Origin of the sequence: Microcoleus sp. Pol1C5 (assembly GCF_036701115.1) — a bacterium.
Lineage (GTDB): Bacteria > Cyanobacteriota > Cyanobacteriia > Cyanobacteriales > Microcoleaceae > Microcoleus.
Genome location: NZ_JAUBQE010000048.1, coordinates 52,889 through 68,096, shown reverse-complemented (window position 1 = coordinate 68,096; position 15,208 = coordinate 52,889). Strand labels below are relative to the sequence as shown.

The following is a 15,208-nucleotide window of genomic DNA, read 5'->3' as shown; positions in this document are numbered from 1 at the left end:
TGCACGATCTGTTCGATCGCCCTATCCCCTAAGCCTTGCTGTATAAACCTTTTAGCTAATTATTCAGCAAGCCCTAAATAAATTAAGCTCCAATCGCTTGGCGCTGCGAGTAAATTTCTTCTATAAGCAGGTCACGCAGTTCATCAGCAATGTCCGTGGGAGGGTTGCCTGCGAGGGCGCGTCCAATCAGCCGTTCTGCTTCCCGGAGTTGGGTACACTCAATGGCAAGTACGGCGGCGCTCCGATGCAGTATAGAACGAGTAGGCTCAAAATCCCATTCGTTTGCTACTAAATCCGCTGCCGCCCGTTCTTTCGCAAAGGCGGCTTTGGTGAGTGCAGTCACTTGGTCGATATCACCGCACTGACGGGCGAGAACGGCTCGATCGACCAGTTCCATTGCTTCGTGGTGAAGGGCTTCTACGGTCTGCATTTTTTGACGATCCGTGCTTTGGGAGTACCGAACTCAATTACAGATACATAGCCAGGAGCTACGTCATCTCAAGGGCGAATTTGTTCTAATTTGATGTTAACTCTGGCTTGAATAATGCTGTCAGAACCTTTACGAATCCCGGAGACTTCTAAGCGGGCTTTGCGCTGAAATAGCGTGCCTGGATCTTCGAGCGAACCAAGCCAAAAGTCAAAACCTAAGCCTTTACCTTTGACTGAGCGTTCGATGATGGTGAGTCCAGTGAGGTGAGGCATGATGAGCGCCGCGATACCGTAGGCTCCATATTCAGTGGCAACTTCCCGATCGGCGTTGAACCGACGGATAGTATCATCGATCGCATCCCATGGAATTTGGATTTCACAGGGTTGAATCCCCTCGATTGTCAGCGTCACAGGGATAGAGTGTCCTCCATCGTCGAGGCAAACGGCGGCTGCATCTGCACAGATGGCTCCGAAGGTGAGTGACCAGCCTGGACCTTCTGGCTTGTTATCGCGCAGGTCATTGAGGGAGAGAATTTTAATTGGGTTAAGGTTGGTCATCTGAGGAGATGGCTCCGGGCGATCGCATCTCCAGAATCATAAAGCATATAGTCTTGAGTCATTTTGTTCTTTTAGCGAGTTCACCCGAATTTATGGTTGAAAACCAAAGTCTTGGTAAACCCGCCCTTACCGATAACTCTTCACCAGAACCTATTCTGCAAATCCGCAAGAATGAGTTTGAGTGCCGGTTCGTTAACCCGCTTAATTGCTTTAGGAATACTTACCCACTGACGCTTTCTCTTGCTAGCTTCCGGCCAAATTTCCAGAACTGCTTGCACTTGCATTAAAAATACTCCTACCTGACAAATATAGCCCGACTTTTGATACTCGTAGGTTCCTAGCAAATCCGGGAATACTTTACCCAACAAACCTGCTTCTTCCCAAGCTTCCTTGGCGGCGGAATCTTGGGGAGTCATATCAGGTTCAATTAATCCTTTGGGAATCACCCAGCGCTTGCTAGCCGAAGAAGTAATCAACATTACTTCAATTTTTCCCTCTTGAATGCGGTAGGGAATTACCCCCGATTGCTCAACCAGTAAAGCGCTTTTTATACTCATTATTTCTGCAATATTTGTGGCTACCAAAGCTGCTGTAACCTCATGAACGGTTTACAAGTAAAAAATAAAAATAGCATCCTGATTCTCGACACTTCCCAAGTTGAGACAGCAATAAAGTGGATAATAAACATATTTGGCTTTTCCTGTCAGTCGAAAATAGGAAATTCCCATGCACTCCCACTGAACAATAATATTATTATAATAACCGCGCACAATCATCTACCGACAAGCAGATAAAAGCCGATCGCCAATATCTGCCTTTATCTGCGTTGGTAGGATTTTACACCGAATCTTTCTTCGCCTTAGCCTCCAAATTTTCCATCCGACTCCTCAAATCTTGATTCTCCTTTTTCACCTGGTCTAATTCCTCCCGCAACTGCTTTACCGCTGCATCAGAACCAGCATTTTTCTGCACTCTTTGCACAGCTTCATCAGCCATGCGGCGAACGCGGCCATCGGGAGTTTGGTCAGCTAAAGAACGCAAAATGCGAATTGCTTTGCGAGTTTGCATTTGTCCTAGGCCCGCTACTACAGAAACTTGAGTCAAGAAAAACGTCTCTTTAGATAATTCTGCCAATCGCTGCAAAATCCGTTCTAAATTGACCTTCGTTTGACCAGTCGAAATTGTGCCCAAAGATCGAATTGCAGCCAAGCGCAAAGCTTGCGGAGTACCGGCGGCTGTGTATTTCAATATTAAATTCAGCGCATCTTCAGAAGTTTTCATTTGCGCCAAACCTGCGATCGCACCCGATCGCACTACCTCATTCCAGCCCTGACGCTCTTTCAGCACCAATTTTAAGTCTTTCAGTACCTGTTCGTCGGTCGGTTTTTCGTCGGGGTTAGCCCCTGCAATGGAGCCCATAGCACTCGCCGCTGCTGCTTCTACATAATAGCTGTCGTCGCCTTTTTCGACGATCGACCTCAGCGCTTTATAAGTTTCGTGAGTTTGGATTTTACCCAGGGCATTCACCACAGCGCGACGAACACGAGCATCTTTATCTTTTAAGCCACTTACTAAACCTTCAAAAACTTGGTCGAGTTTAATTTCAGCTAACTGACCGGCAACTTCGGCCCGTACTGCCCAGAACGGCTCTTTCTTGAGAACTTCTGACAGCGTTTTCACCGCTTCCAGCCCTCCCTTTTTCGCCAAAGCGTGGGCAGCGTAAATCCGGGAAACTGGGTCTGGATCGAACTGCAACTGAGCTTTGAGTTCGGCAACTCCATACTCTAAAGCGACTGTTTTTAAGTATTTATTGCCGACATCGAAACTGATAAACGCCGGCTTCTCTTCTAGGGGGAAATAGAAGCTTTGCTCGCGTTCGTATATTCTGACGGTGAAAGTTTTTAGGTTAGCAGTAGAACGGGCATAACTGTTATCTTCTGCATCTTTTTCCGGCTTGTAACCGAAGCCTATGGGAATTTTTAGGTCAAAGACCTCTTTGCTGTTGCCGTTGCCATTTTTGCTGTCTTTTACCTGAGTTTGGGTGACAGTAACTTTTGCTAATTTGCTGTCGCCATCCCAGGAATAAGCAACTTTATAATCTGGATGACCGCCACGATAAACGTACTGGTCAAACAAAAACATGAGATTGCGACCGGTAGCCTTTTCTATCGCCCTGAGCAAATCGATGGTTTCTACAGTTTTGTGAGCGTTATCCCGCACAAAAGTGTGAATTGCTTTGTAAAATAATTCGTCGCCCAACTCGGCGCGAATCATGTGATAGACACAAGCGCCTTTTTCGTACAAATGGCGATCGTACAATTCAATGGCTTCGCGGTAAACGTGAGTAACGATCGGGCGGCGGTAGCGGGAACTATCTTCAGCTAAATAATTGCGGGCTTCATTTAACATATAGTAAGCCGCGTCTTCTTTGCCGTATTCTTTGTCAGTCCACAGCACCTCGGAATAAGAAGCCATGCCTTCTTTTAGCCAAGCGTGAGACCAATGTTTAATTACTACTAAATCGCCGAACCACTGGTGAGCTAGTTCGTGGGCGACTAAGCTTTCAGTACCTCGATTGTCGAGGGAGGCACGTTCGTCTAACAAACACCTATCTGTCAGCAAAGTTGTCGAAGTATTTTCCATACCGCCGAAGATGAAATCATCGACGCAGACTTGAGCGTATTTGGGAAAAGGGTAAGGATAGCCAAATGCTTGAGAGAAGAATTCAATCATTTGAGGCGTTTTGCCCATGCTGCGCTTAGCGTCTGCTTCGCGGCTTCTTTCCACGTAATAATTAACTGGTTTGCCGTTCCATTCGTCTTTAATTTCGGCAAAATCTCCGACTGCTAATGTCATTAAGTAGGTCGGGTGTACCTGGGTTTGGGACCAGTGATAAATTTTATCGTCGCCTTCGTTTTTTGTACTAATTAATTCGCCGTTGGAAATAGCAAAGAGTTGTCTCGGAACTTGCACACGAATTTCCGAAGTAGCGAGTTGTCCGGGATAGTCGAAACAGGGAAACCAGAAGCGGGAATCTTCGTCTTCGCCTTGAGTCCAAACTTGTGTTGGTTTGTCTGGATAGTGTTTGTCCGGCCCGACGAAATAGAGGCCGCGCTGGGGTTTTTCGACCGAGTATTCGATCGCAATTGTAATTGGTTGGTAAGCTTCTGTTGGTTCGTGTAGTTGAATTTGCAGCACTTCGCCATCGCTGTCGAAATTTTGCTCAATTTCGCCGACTTTTACTGATTTAATATTCAGGTTCACAGCATCTAAGGTTAATTTGTCAATACCGCTGCGGACTGGATTAATGCGGATGCTGCAAGTGCCACGAAAGCTTTGTTTGGGAATATTCAGCACTAAGTCGAGGAAAATATGCTCTACTTGGCCGGGGCGATCGGGGTTGTAGTGGGGCCTGGCACCGGGCATCTCGAAGGATTTGTGAGCGTTTTCAGAATCAAAGTAAGTGTGTGACATTGTGATGGCAAAGTTGTGAGTCGATCGGCGATCGCTGGCAGCGCCGATCCGGCTGAACTGCCAGCTTATTTATAGAGTAGCGCGTCCTAGCTGCTGTTGTCGCTAACTTGTTAAAAACTGGTTCTAGGGTTGAGGGGATGGAAAATATGATTTTTTCGCTACAATATCAGCAAGGTTAATGTCTGCAATCATCAGCCTGTAATTGAAATTCAGAGGGAAATCTGTATGACAGCTACACTATCAGTTCCCAATTCCATCGAGTCTTGGCTTGGCGACGAAGCCGAAGACTTGCTCACCTATCAAGCAAAAGTTTCTAAAGATTTGTTGCACCTGCCGGGCCCGGATTGGGTCGATCGCATTTTTGCTCAAACCGATCGATCTCCTCAAGTTTTGCGATCGCTTCAGCAACTATATTCTAGCGGACGCTTGGCTAATACTGGCTATTTATCCATCCTGCCAGTAGACCAAGGAATCGAACACTCGGCGGCCGCTTCTTTTGCACCGAATCCCATCTATTTTGACAGCGAAAATATCATTAAATTAGCAATTTCGGCTGGCTGCAATGCTGTCGCGACAACGCTGGGAGTTTTGGGAAGCGTATCTCGCAAATACGCGCATAAAATCCCTTTTATTGTCAAGCTCAATCACAACGAGTTGCTAACTTATCCCAATCAATTCGACCAAATAATGTTTGCGACCGTCGAGCAAGCTTGGAATTTGGGAGCAGTTGCAGTGGGAGCAACAATTTATTTTGGTTCTCCGGAATCGACGCGACAAATCCAAGAAGTCAGTCAAGCTTTTGCTCACGCTCACGAATACGGAATGGCGACAATTCTGTGGTGCTATCTCCGCAACGATATCTTTAAACAAGACAAAGATTATCATGTTGCAGCCGATTTAACCGGGCAAGCAAATCACTTGGGAGTGACAATTCAAGCTGACATTATCAAGCAGAAATTGCCAGAATGCAACAACGGCTATGGAGCAGTTGCTAAAGCAAGCGACAAGAGTTACGGCAAAACCGACAAGCGCGTTTATTCGGATTTGACAACGGATCACCCGATCGATCTAACTCGCTATCAAGTGCTCAATTGTTATGCGGGAAGGATGGGTTTAATTAACTCCGGCGGTGCTTCCGGGAAAAGCGATTTTGCAGAAGCAATTCGCACGGCGGTAATCAACAAACGCGCTGGCGGCTGCGGCTTAATTTCCGGCCGCAAAACTTTTCAGCGTCCTTTTGAAGAAGGCGTAAAATTGTTCAACGCCATCCAAGACGTTTATTTGTCGCCAGAAATCTCGATCGCCTAAAAATTTACCGCACAGAGATTTGCCTCTATATCACAACCTAAACGTAGGGTGCGCACTGCGCACAAATCTTCCTAAACGTAGGGTGCGCACTGCGCACCTTACCTTCTTGAGATTGGTTAATATAAGTTGCAACTTAGCTGTAATCTTAATACTAGCTGAACATTTCTAAAGACACAGTATATAATTTAAAAATGCCCCACAGCCTTGTTTTAAACCTGCTGCCAGTTGCACCAATTCCATCCCAGTTTTTAACGGGACGGCACCTCCACGCTTTATTTCTCAACTTGGTGAGTGCTGTAGACAGCGATTTGAGCGCGTACTTGCACGACCAATCTCATGAAAAAGCTTTCACTTTAAGCCCTTTTCAAGTAAGCAGAAAAGAGGCTTATAAAAGCAGTACGCCACAGCCACAAAAGAGAGTTTTGCCTCCGGCTTCCCGCACAATTCCGCAGACTGTACAGTGGGAACACAAGCAAGCAATTCAGGAAAATACGCCGATTTGGTGGCGAATTTCTCTGCTGGATGACGATTTGTTCGATCGCCTAACTCAACTTTGGCAGCAACTTAATTTCGATATCCCTTGTCATCTCGGTCCGACAAATATATACATTACTAATATTTTGAGCGAACCGCAATCAAAGCAGCCTTGGGTAAACTTTTGTACTTACGCCGAATTGTTCGATAGAGCTTCGGAAACTGAGCGCCAAATTGCTTTTACTTTTTGCACTCCTACTAATTTTCGGCAAGGTGTATACGATAGTGCTATGCCCACTCGTGAAAGTATTTTCAGCAGTTTAGCGAATCGCTGGAACAAGTACAGCAGTATTGAGCTCGAACCTACTTTCACAGAAGCTATTTTTCCCAGTTTCTTCGATCTCCGAACAGAAGTTTGTACAGATTCTCGCAGTAAATTTATTGGCTGCGTCGGCGATATTAGTTACCGAATTATGGGAGATATAGCTCCTGCTACTATCAAGCAAATTAACACTTTAGCAGATTTTGCGCTTTACAGCGGAGTGGGGCGAAAGACGCCGATGGGTATGGGAATGACTCGCCGGTGGCAGGATTTTTAATCATTCACTTTTGGGCTGAATTTCACTGACGATTTCATAAACATCAGTGTCCGGAAGTTTCGCAAATAAAGGCGTCATCTGCTTTAATATTGCCTGATAAGCTTCGCTTTGATTGGCGGCCATCTCTTCTACGCTTTCCCAAAAAATGATGGCAATACCTTTGTCTGTATTGGGCAATTGCAGCAAATACGCTCCCTTAAAACCTGTAGTATAAGTTGCAACGGCTTTTTCAAAAAGTTCTTCTGCTTCTTTAAATTTTCCTGGTTTAAATTCGCCAATGGCAACGTAGGCAAACTGATGTCTGAGAAAGTCTAGAAATTCTGACATATTTTTTTCCTCACTCAATAGCGATACACCAAGTTATATTTTACCCGATCGCCAGAAATTTGTGAACTTCACAGGTTGGAGTTTGGCGCTTAGCTCACCGGCGGATTTATTAATTACACGTAACTGCGCTCGCCATTCAAATAGAAACTTTTTGAGTCAGCCGGCTGGAATCTTTATTAAATAAACTCTTGAAGGGCTGATTTTATACGTTTACAATCCTAGGTACGCCGGAGCGAGTTCTAGCGCTAGTAAGCAAGGTAAAGCTGCTGATAACTCAAGTCTTGTGTGTAACTGCGAGCATACACAAAGCTGTAAAAAGTGCGAGTCAAAAGCGGTTTTTTGCAATAACCCTATTGAATTATTTAAAACTCACCTGTAACAATTATAACACAGCCCTAAAAACAAAGTAAAGAGCGAACTCAAACAAATGAAAAAAATATTAGTAATTGAAGACGATCACTTAATTCGAGAAACGGTATTAGAACTTCTGGAATCGCGCGGTTTTGAAGCTATAGGCGCCGAGAATGGCAAAGTTGGTATCCAGTTAGCTGCACAAATTCCCGATTTAATTTTGTCTGATGTCATGATGCCGGAACTCGACGGTTTTGAAGTATTTGCTGCCGTGCGATCGCACCCTGCAACCGCCAGCATTCCGTTTATTTTTATGACAGCCTCCGAAATGGAAAAAGCCCTGGAACTCAAAGCAGACGGCTATCTCAAGAAACCTTGCAGCCTCGCAGAAATGCTCCGGGCGATCGCCGCTCAACTAGAAAAACCGACAGTTGCCAACCCAAAATATCAAAAAGTACAGGACAATTCTGCGCCATCAAATCTTAGCTTGCGCGCCAGGAATCAAAAATCTCGGTTTGAGATTGCCTCGGTTTGCTGGCAATGACGCTCACAGTAACGTTATTGATACAGAAGTTGAGGGAATTTGAAATTGGTTCCAGCCAGGGGTGGCTTAGACTGGGTATGTTGAATTTGGTTAAATATTTATGCACGCACAACCCAAAGGCCGCCTAGTTTGGAATCACTCTACCCACCTTCCCGGTTTGATACCAATTTTAGAGCGCCTCACCCTAAAAATGGGAATACAAACTGTCACTCCGGGCGTCATCAACAAAGTTAAAGGACACATCCCCCGCATGACATTAAGAGTGTCAGTACCCATCCGCGGGGGATTTAAAATCATCGCCAGACAGGGCAAAACCGTACAAGAAGTCTTTATATTAACCACTCTCAGTCAAGGGGACTTGGAAGAGACGATCGCCCAAACCCTAGCCAAGTGACAATATTTTCTTAGCAAGCAAAGCCCGAGCCCTAACTGAAGTAGTTTCATCGCTTTGGGTGATTTCCTCAAGTCTGGCCGAAACTTCCGCTAACCAATCCGGTTTAACAGTCGCAGCACCCGCCAAAGCTTGCAAACCCCCCGCTGCTGCGTAGCGAACCACCCATTCTGGATCACGGGACGCTTGCAGTAGCGTTTTCACAGCGCGAAGTTGAGCATCTGCAATTTGTTCTGCCGGCATCAGTTCCCAACAAATCGTCCCCAAACCCCTCGCCGCGGCCCGCCGCACGCTCAAAGCAAAGTCATTCGCGGCTGCATCGAGCAAAATCTCCAAACCCCTGGGGTCGCCAATTCCCGCCAAAGCCCGAACAGCCCAAGCTCTCGCCCCGTAATTGTAGCCGTCAAGCTGTTCTAGAAGCGGCAGCACCGCAGGTTCTCCGAGCTGAATTAGCCCCTCAACGGCGGCAACAGCGGCGCCTGGGTTGTTGTAACCGAGCACTGTAATTAAGGTAGGAATTGCTTGTTTTGAGGGAGTCGCCGCCAGTGCTTTGACTGCGTTTAACAAGCCTTCGGAAGAATCTGCTTGTTCGACAGCCTGAATTAGTTCTAATGCCATGTATTTGTAAGCTTTACCGTGACTATTGTAATTGTAGGTTGGGTCGATCGCGCGATCGAACTTTTTGCCACCTCACCCACCAACATTCTCATCAAAATAGGTAGGGAAACAGCAGTGCTGTGTCCTGCCTAAAATACCGATATGCCGTAAGGAAACAGCACTGCTGTGTCATCATATACTGTGTCCTAAATATACAGCAGACAATTGATAATCTCTACAGCAATCCTATTTTAGTTGTGAACTAATTTTTTAAAGTAAACTATCCATTAAGTTCATAACTTGGATAGCTTCATCTGACAAAGATAGAGATTCTTGTTGATTGAGGTGATGCTCCAAAACTCCTTTGAGCGCAATCAATTTCAGGCTATTTTCTGCTAAAGTTTCAGAAATAGCTTGCGCTCCCGGCAAATAGCCGATCGCCCCCAAGTCCATCAAAGCCGATCGCCTCAACTGCAAATTATTCCCATTCAAAGCACTTACCAACCGCTCTCCGTAAACCCGCTCTCCAGTTAACTGATACATCGCCCGCGCCGCAGCGTACTGCACCCGCTCCACAGAATGTTCTAAAAAAGGTGAAATTAGCGGTATTGCTTCTGTCGCTTTCAGCGTTCCCAAAGCTTCAATTATCGAGTCGTAAGGTTGCACGAGGTGCGATTTTCCTGGCACTCGCACAGCCACAGCTACGCCCCCATCCAATAGCTTCATTAGCGGCTCAATAGAATCGATATCGCCCAGCATTTCTAGAGCTTGAGCCGCCGCTTCCCGCACGTAATAATCGGCGCATTCCAAACAGCGAATCAGAGCCGGTAAGGCTTGTTTGTCACCCAATTTACCCAGGGCCCGCGCCGCATTTCGTAATAGGGAATAGTCGCCGATTTTTGTTTGTTCTGATTCTTCTTGCAATGCGGCAATTAAAGCTGCAATAGCTGCAGGTTCCTTGACTCGAAATCTACCAACCCACCAAGCAGCATAATACCGGAGACTGTAATCTTGGGAGTGCAAATTTGCGATCGCCTGTTCAACAGTTAAAGACTCGCCCTCAGCTACACCCGCCGGCGGTGAGTCGGACTCGTAATAATTCATAGTCATTAGTTATTAGTTATTAGTTATTAGTTATTCGGCTATTTAAATCGCTGCTATCCAGCAAGGGTTAGGGAAACTCGCCGATTAAAATCCCTACTAAACAGACAAAACCCGCCTGGGCGGGTTACATTAACTCTTAGTCCGCTTGGAGTGGACTTTGTTTGTCTAGGAGCGATTTTCATCGCCCCTTCTAGCTTGTGTCGGAGCGATTTTCATCGCCCCTCCCACCAAACTATTGGTGATCGCCCGATGATTCATGGGATGATTCATGGGATGACTCATGGGATGATTCTGCACCCGCGTTTAAAGGATGAATGCTGACAATTTTCCCGCCCATGCGAGTAATCCGCTGCATTTCTTGATTCATCCGATTGTAAGGCACGGTGATAAATGTACTCGCGCTCGATCGAATCGAATAATCCACATTATCTGTTTCATCGCTTTGGCGCAAGCCGACAACTTCATACCGAAAGCAGCGACCAGCCGAAGCTGTATTGCCACTTTTTCCAGCTACAATTTGACCCAACATAAGCTTCTTGGTAATTGGTAATTCTGACTGTTGACTGTTGACTGTTGACTGTTGACTGTTGACTAGAAGCTAGTAACTACCAACTGCCAACTGCCAACTGACTAAATTGGAGTAATGCTGGCGATTTTCGCGCCCAGGCGTTGAAATTTCTGAATTTGCGAGGACAAATCCTCAACAGGTACGATGAAAGCCTTGCTGCTTCGGCGCACGCTGGGATAGCCGCCCGTGCGAATTCCCGAAACTTCCACGCGCAACAGTCGCCCTTCTTTGCCGTAAGCTGCCGCGCCGCCGAAAGTGCTGCTGGGAGTTACGTTTCTGGCAGAAGGCCGATATGCCCAACCTTCGTTACCGCCGGAGGGACCGACTACAGGCGTAGCGGTGTTAGTGCCGAGTTCGACAGCTAAGCGAGAGTTATTGCCTTCTAGTTGAGATGTATCGCTGTTTGCATAGCCGCGATACAACCGGAACATCCGGGTAAAACCGACGGTTTTTTGACCGCGCTGCGTGTTAAAGCCGCGGTAGTAAGGCACGATACTTTCGCCAAAGTTTTCTTGATACTCTACTGAATCGATGTAAGAATCAATATCAGCGTCGTAGCCTTGTGTTTGGTACAAATCTAAGTGTTCAACTACTTCAGATTCGTCGTAGGGAGCGCGACCGAGCAAGTGTTTGTAGTTTAGTTCGATCGTCCGAGTTTGGAAGCTGTTGTAGAAAAACTTGGTTTTGTACAGTTCTGACTTAGCTACAGCGCGTACAAATTCTCGTACCGTCAAACTGCCGTCCCGCAGCAAAGACTCGGAACTTATAAGTCGCTCGGATTTCATTAAATAGTCGTTGCCTAGCACCTGACGGTAAACCGCACGAATCACAGTTTCAACGTCGTCTTTGGTGTAGTTTGGGCGCAGTTCAACCTTCGGCGCATCGCTCAATGCGGATGTTCCTAGTCTGGACGCTGCTGTTGTAATCGCCACCAGATTTTCTCCTAAATTATTAATGACAAAAGTTTAATGCTTGGTTGCACTTGAAATTTTTAGGACTAAGGATAATATGCCTCAAAGTAGGGTGTGCACTGCACACCTTACCTATACACATAAAATTGAAGAATTTTTTAGCCTTAGTCCTACTTTGCTAAAGACGTTTCAAAAAAACGTCAATACACAAACTTTAAGCTGTGGTAATACTTACCACTTTGCCGCCACGTTTGTTGATTTGCTGCAAACGGCTCGAAAGTTGCTCGTAAGGCACGAGATATTCGGTAGTTGTCCGGCGCACTTGAGGCGAAAACTTAGCCGCACCTTGCATTGCGGTGACTCGGTAGAGTTGGCCGCGAGAACCGCCGGAAGTCCCGCCAAGGGCTTTTCCGGTGGAGGCTGTGTGTATCGGCGAAGCCATATTTCTCGCTACTTCCCAAGTCAGCCGGGCTTGGGTTTGGTTTTGCGATCGATCGCTAGAAGCAAAACCCCGGTACAGTTGAAACATCCGGTTAAAACCGACGGTTTTTTGACCTCTTTGAGTCGCGAAACCGCGATAGTAAGGCACTACACTGTCGCCAAAATTTTCTTGATACTCAACTGAGTCAATGTAAGAATTGATTTCAGCTTCGTAGCCTTCTGCATTGTACAAATCAACGTGGAAAGCAATTTCCGACTCGTCGTAAGGAGCGCGGCCCAACAAATGCTTGTAATTAAGCTCAATTAACCGCGTTTGCGAGTTCGGATAAAAAAACTTTTTCCGATAAGTTTCGGAATGTGCAAGTGACCGCACAAAATCTTTCACTGAAATCTGCCCTTGCATCAGCAGAGATTCAGCACTGGTAAGTCGTTCGCTCGACATTAAATACTCGTTGCCGAAAACTTGGCTGTAAGCAGCGCGAATTACTGCTTTCGCATCGTCTTGCGTCCAGTGGGGACGCAGTTCTACCCGTCCCGCTTCTTCAAATGCTTTTATTCCCAACCGTTCTGCTGCACCTAATCCCGCCATCTTCGCTTCTCCCTTTTTTGCTTTAAAAACTGAAAACTGCTTAAAAAAAGTATTTGCAAAACTAGGCTTAGATCGCAGATGCCCGGAATTCTAAACAACCGCTAACACTTAAGCTAACAGCAGCTTACAATTCCGGGCATCACGCAAATCTAGCTCAGAGCGTTGATTGCGTAGTCGATGTAGGAATTCGCTTCAGTTGCAGCGTCGCCACTGAGACCGTGGTTGCCTTTGATGTACTTGAGAGCTTCAACGTACCAGCTAGGAGACAATTCAAATGTCCGGTTGATTTCGTCAACACCTGCAATCAGGTACTCGTCCATGGGACCTGTACCGCCTGCAACTAAGCAGTAGGTTACCATCCGCAGGTAGTAGCCGATGTCGCGAGCGCACTTTGCTTTACCGGTTGGGGTAGAAGCGTAGTTCGGGCCTTGCATTTGTTGGGTGTACGGGAATTTGTTGTACACAGCTTGAGCTGCACCGTCGATCAAGCGCTGAGAGTTGGCGGTCAAAGCTTTGGCTGCTTCCAAACCTGCTGCTGCTTGGCGGAAACGGCCGAAGGCGACTTGGAGTTCTGTGCTGCTCAGGAAACGGCCTTGAGAATCGGCTGCGGTTACTGCTTCAGTCAAAGGGGTTTTCATTGTTCTGGTTTCTCCCTAATGTTGTGTTGTTTTTGTACAAAAATGATTGTTTGCAAAAATGCGATGCTCGCTTCTTTACAAGAAAGGTTCGCTTGGCTATTTTTAGCCGACTGCATTGGCAGCGCGGTCGAAGTAGCTGCCGATTTCAGACATCAGCGAGCTGCAATCACCACGGGTAACGCCGTTGGGGTCGTTAGCGATCGCGATTGCTGCTTCCTTCATTTTTTGCACGCCGGCTGCAACTGAGCCACCGGGAACTCCCAGAGCTTGGTATGTTTCACGCAGACCGTTCAAGCAGCGGTCATCCAAAACGCTGGCGTCGCCTGCAAATGTTGCATAGGTGACGTAGCGCAAAATGATTTCCATATCGCGCAAGCAAGCTGCCATGCGGCGGTTGGTGTAAGCATTGCCACCAGGAGCGATCAGTTGAGGCTGTTCGGCGAACAGGGTGCGAGCTGCATTGGCTACGATGCTGGATGCGTTGCCGGTGATGCGGTTTACTGCGTCAATCCGTTTGTTGGCGTCGGAAACCATGCTGCTGAGAGCATCTAGTTGACCCTGAGCTAGAAATTCGCCCCGAGCGTCAGATTGGGAAACCACTTTTGTAAATGCGTCAAACATGAAAGAACTCTCCTATTTGAGTTAATTGAGTTTGGTTGCGGTATAAAACCGTTAAGTTAAATTTGTTCAGGCTACGAGTGCCTGCAAGGGTTGAAATTTGATGCCAGCTAATCTGCTGGTCCCATCGATCTCTCCCTTTCCGCTACCTGCACTATTGTTACATTGCAACGGAGGTTTAAGAAACCTTAGAAAATTTTACACCTTTTATGAGATGCGACAAACCTTGTCAATCAGGGTTTTTGTTAACTTTGGCCTGTCGTTTCAACCCTCTGATAATCTTTATACAATGCTCGCCTGCGTTTGTTTATTACAAATTATTACAGAAACTTATCTCTCTAAGAAGGTAAATATTTGGGGTGCAAGTGCGGGCAAATCTCCTTCTAAGGGTAGATGCGCGAGGGTACTCATAAACGAAGAGTTTGCTTCAATTGCCCTGCAGTGGCGGTAGAACCCCCCGGAACCGTCCCATAAGCCGATCGCCTTTGTCGGCTTTCTTTGGAAAAGCCCAATTGTTAAGAAGCATTAAGTAAATTAAAGTTGTCGTAAAAGAAGGCTGGGGGAATAGGGAAAAAACCAAAAATTCTGCCCAATGTCAGGATGGCTGCAAAATTCCGTGTCGGCAAAATCCAAAAGATTGTGAACCCCCTCGCCACAGCCTCAGCTTTTGCCGGAAATATCAGCATTTAGTGACAAAACTCAGCCGTTGGAAGTTGGAAGACCGGGCCCGGTCTTTCATAACGCGGGGATTCTTGTATCATGGGGAGTCCTTGAACTTGACGCCAGAGCCAGCATCTACGGTGTGTCCCCGCAGTGGTTGCAAAAAAACTTTCTTCATCTATATTTTTCTATGTTCTGCTTCCTACAGGCTAGTCGCACAGAAGGGTGTCGGAACCAGATCATTGTCGATGGTGAGACAATTAACAGAGGCGATCGAGACCTGTCGAGGCAGCGCAATTTTTATTTTAAGATAAAATAATAAAAATGGATGAGTTCGGATACGCCCCTTTTATTACGTTTTTTTTAAGGTAGGTTTTGACCTGCGATGCACGCTTTCATCCCCAGACTAAAGTCACTTATGCTCTCCGCTTCTTTTCTGTGTAAAAGCCGAAGGAATTGCTAATTTTTAGTAGTAAGGTGGATAGGTGCTATCAGCCGTAGGCCTACAAACGGCGCGATCGAGCAGCCAGAGGCAGTGAAGTTAAAAGCTTTTTGCTTCCTCGGCATCGAACCGCCCAAAACCAGTCCCAAGTTAAACAGTTTTTTATTCAGAACTCAAAACTTAAA

Annotated in this window: 16 protein-coding genes; 4 read left to right on the top strand and 12 right to left on the bottom strand. The window is 46.5% G+C overall.

Annotation, left to right across the window (positions count from 1 at the left end; translation table 11 throughout):
- Window positions 1-82 precede the first annotated feature (82 nt).
- The 4 genes from QUA23_RS23670 to QUA23_RS23655 form a co-directional block, all read right to left on the bottom strand.
- Entirely contained in the window at window positions 83-430 is a 348-nt protein-coding gene (locus QUA23_RS23670) for a hypothetical protein (protein WP_333078434.1), read from the bottom strand.
- Window positions 431-498: 68 nt separating this feature from the next.
- Window positions 499-987, bottom strand: coding sequence for a hypothetical protein (locus QUA23_RS23665; protein ID WP_333078436.1), 489 nt, complete (start codon window positions 985-987; stop codon window positions 499-501).
- 140 nt (window positions 988-1,127) lie between these two features.
- Window positions 1,128-1,544 (bottom strand): NUDIX hydrolase, encoded by a 417-nt coding sequence (locus QUA23_RS23660; RefSeq protein WP_333078437.1) that lies wholly within the window; start codon window positions 1,542-1,544, stop codon window positions 1,128-1,130.
- 280 nt (window positions 1,545-1,824) lie between these two features.
- A complete protein-coding gene (locus QUA23_RS23655; protein ID WP_333078438.1) occupies window positions 1,825-4,461 on the bottom strand; it encodes a M1 family metallopeptidase in 2,637 nt (878 codons plus the stop codon).
- 225 nt (window positions 4,462-4,686) lie between these two features.
- Between QUA23_RS23655 and QUA23_RS23650 the strand changes: the two genes are divergently transcribed.
- Window positions 4,687-5,769: a class I fructose-bisphosphate aldolase gene (locus QUA23_RS23650; protein WP_333078440.1), complete on the top strand. Its 1,083-nt coding sequence runs from the start codon at window positions 4,687-4,689 to the stop codon at window positions 5,767-5,769.
- A 191-nt stretch (window positions 5,770-5,960) separates the two neighbouring features.
- Window positions 5,961-6,842 (top strand): CRISPR-associated endoribonuclease Cas6, encoded by an 882-nt coding sequence (gene cas6 / locus QUA23_RS23645; protein ID WP_333078442.1) that lies wholly within the window; start codon window positions 5,961-5,963, stop codon window positions 6,840-6,842.
- On the opposite strand, the gene QUA23_RS23640 is transcribed toward cas6, so the two are convergent.
- Window positions 6,843-7,169: an antibiotic biosynthesis monooxygenase gene (locus QUA23_RS23640; protein ID WP_333062040.1), complete on the bottom strand. Its 327-nt coding sequence runs from the start codon at window positions 7,167-7,169 to the stop codon at window positions 6,843-6,845. It abuts the gene before it with no gap.
- 427 nt (window positions 7,170-7,596) lie between these two features.
- Between QUA23_RS23640 and QUA23_RS23635 the strand changes: the two genes are divergently transcribed.
- Both QUA23_RS23635 and QUA23_RS23630 read left to right on the top strand, forming a co-directional pair.
- Window positions 7,597-8,064 carry a response regulator gene (locus tag QUA23_RS23635; RefSeq protein ID WP_333078444.1) on the top strand — a complete coding sequence of 156 codons (468 nt, stop codon included), beginning with the start codon at window positions 7,597-7,599 and terminating at the stop codon, window positions 8,062-8,064.
- 100 nt (window positions 8,065-8,164) lie between these two features.
- On the top strand, window positions 8,165-8,458 hold the full coding sequence (locus QUA23_RS23630) for a DUF2103 domain-containing protein (RefSeq protein WP_190661665.1): 294 nt from the start codon (window positions 8,165-8,167) through the stop codon (window positions 8,456-8,458).
- On the opposite strand, the gene QUA23_RS23625 is transcribed toward QUA23_RS23630, so the two are convergent.
- The 7 genes from QUA23_RS23625 to QUA23_RS23595 form a co-directional block, all read right to left on the bottom strand.
- Window positions 8,447-9,073 (bottom strand): HEAT repeat domain-containing protein, encoded by a 627-nt coding sequence (locus QUA23_RS23625; protein WP_333078446.1) that lies wholly within the window; start codon window positions 9,071-9,073, stop codon window positions 8,447-8,449. The two genes, QUA23_RS23630 and QUA23_RS23625, sit on opposite strands and share 12 nt — an antisense overlap.
- Before the next feature lie 249 nt (window positions 9,074-9,322).
- Window positions 9,323-10,162: a HEAT repeat domain-containing protein gene (locus QUA23_RS23620; RefSeq protein WP_333078448.1), complete on the bottom strand. Its 840-nt coding sequence runs from the start codon at window positions 10,160-10,162 to the stop codon at window positions 9,323-9,325.
- Between the two features lie 226 nt (window positions 10,163-10,388).
- Window positions 10,389-10,685 (bottom strand): phycobilisome linker polypeptide, encoded by a 297-nt coding sequence (locus QUA23_RS23615; RefSeq protein ID WP_333062033.1) that lies wholly within the window; start codon window positions 10,683-10,685, stop codon window positions 10,389-10,391.
- A 101-nt stretch (window positions 10,686-10,786) separates the two neighbouring features.
- Window positions 10,787-11,656, bottom strand: coding sequence for a phycobilisome linker polypeptide (locus QUA23_RS23610; protein WP_333078450.1), 870 nt, complete (start codon window positions 11,654-11,656; stop codon window positions 10,787-10,789).
- A 193-nt stretch (window positions 11,657-11,849) separates the two neighbouring features.
- Complete coding sequence (locus QUA23_RS23605) at window positions 11,850-12,665, bottom strand: phycobilisome linker polypeptide (protein WP_333078452.1); 816 nt, start codon at window positions 12,663-12,665, stop codon at window positions 11,850-11,852.
- 149 nt (window positions 12,666-12,814) lie between these two features.
- Complete coding sequence (gene cpcA / locus QUA23_RS23600; protein ID WP_015175793.1) at window positions 12,815-13,303, bottom strand: phycocyanin subunit alpha; 489 nt, start codon at window positions 13,301-13,303, stop codon at window positions 12,815-12,817.
- A 102-nt stretch (window positions 13,304-13,405) separates the two neighbouring features.
- The gene (locus QUA23_RS23595; protein ID WP_333037001.1) at window positions 13,406-13,924 is read right to left on the bottom strand and encodes a phycocyanin subunit beta; all 519 of its coding nucleotides are present in this window, start codon (window positions 13,922-13,924) and stop codon (window positions 13,406-13,408) included.
- Window positions 13,925-15,208 lie beyond the last annotated feature (1,284 nt).